The following is a 1,574-nucleotide window of genomic DNA, read 5'->3' as shown; positions in this document are numbered from 1 at the left end:
AAAACCAACAATCGATGATTTTAAGCCCATATATAGATATTTACAACTTGGTTGTTCCTAAGGATAACTTGCTGCGGCAAATTGAAGAACTTGTTGACTTCTCGTTTGTGTACGATGAATTGAAGAATAATTATTGCTTAGATAACGGTCGAAACGCCATCGACCCTATTCGAATGTTTAAATATTTATTGTTAAAATCCATCTTCGATCTATCCGATATCGACGTTGTAGAACGTTCGAAATACGACATGTCCTTTAAATATTTCCTGCATATGGCGCCTGAAGAAGCAGTGATTGAACCGAGTTCCTTGACCAAGTTTCGGAAATTGCGGTTAAAAGACCTCAACCTGTTGGATCTGTTGATCCATAAAACTGTCGAAATCGCTATTGAAAAAGAAATCATTAAAAGCAAAGCTATTATCGTCGATGCTACGCACACCAAATCTCGCTACAATCAGAAGGCTCCGAAAGAAATCCTGATGGACCGCGCCAAAAAGCTTCGGAAAGCTGTCTACAAGATTGATGAATCCATGAAAAATAAGTTTCCAGCCAAGACTACAACAGAAGTTTTAGAAGATGAAATTGATTATTGCCAAAAACTCATAGCGGTCATTGAGATGGAAGACGGCATCTCGGGATTCCCAAAAGTAAAAGAAGGGCTGAACTTCTTAAAAGAAACCGTCATGGATGACATCGAGCAATTGCGGATTTCACAAGATCAAGACGCAAGAGTAGGCCACAAAAGTGCGGATTCCTCGTTTTTTGGCTACAAGACGCATTTGGCTATGAGTGAAGAACGAATTATCACAGCAGCAACCATTACGACTGGAGAAAAAACTGACGGTAAGCAATTGCAAACATTAATAGAAAAAAGCAAGGCCGCTGGCATGAAGATCGATACCGTAATTGGAGACACTGCGTATTCAGAAAAAGAGAATATCATGTACAGCAAGAAGAACGAAATACAACTCGTTTCGAAGTTACACCCACTAGTCGCGCAAGGAAAGCGAAGTAAAGAAGAAGAATTTGAGTTTAATAAAGATGCAGGCATGTATGTCTGCAAGGCAGGACATATGGCGGTCAGAAAAGCGCGGACTGGAAAAAAAGAAAAAGACAGAAACCAAAAGACTACTTACTATTTCGACATCGAGAAATGCAAACGATGCCCGATAAAGGAAGGCTGCTATAAAGAAGGCGCTGCAACTAAAACATACAACGTAAGTATTAAGTCGCTCGAACACGCGGGGCAAGCAACGTTTCAAGAAAGTGATGGCTTTAGAGAAAAGTCGAAGCAGCGCTACAAAATAGAAGCGAAAAATAGTGAATTAAAACATAGGCACGGGTTGGATGTAGCAGCATCCTCGGGTCTAATCGGCATGGAGATACAAGGAGCACTGGCAATATTCACAGTAAATTTGAAGCGAATATTGAAATTAACTGATTAAAATCTAACAAAAGACGTATATATATGAATATAAAAAAGACGGCTCCTTCCATTTTAAAATGGAAATGAGTCGTCTTTTTGTTTAGAGATTTAGAAATTCTGAAAAACAGAGAGTTCTTCAGTGGCCTCC

At 39.5% G+C, this 1,574-nt stretch carries 1 protein-coding gene; it reads left to right on the top strand.

Annotated features, from left to right (window positions below; all coding sequences use genetic code 11):
* A partial coding sequence (locus FU659_RS34865) for an IS1182 family transposase (protein WP_261808253.1) occupies positions 1-1,445 on the top strand: 1,445 nt, incomplete at its 5' end.
* Positions 1,446-1,574 lie beyond the last annotated feature (129 nt).

The organism is Paenibacillus sp. N3.4, assembly GCF_008017805.1.
In the GTDB taxonomy this organism is placed as follows: Bacteria; Bacillota; Bacilli; order Paenibacillales; family NBRC-103111; genus Paenibacillus_E.
Note: the sequence above shows the minus strand (reverse complement) of the source record. Positions and strands in the feature narration are given on the sequence as shown.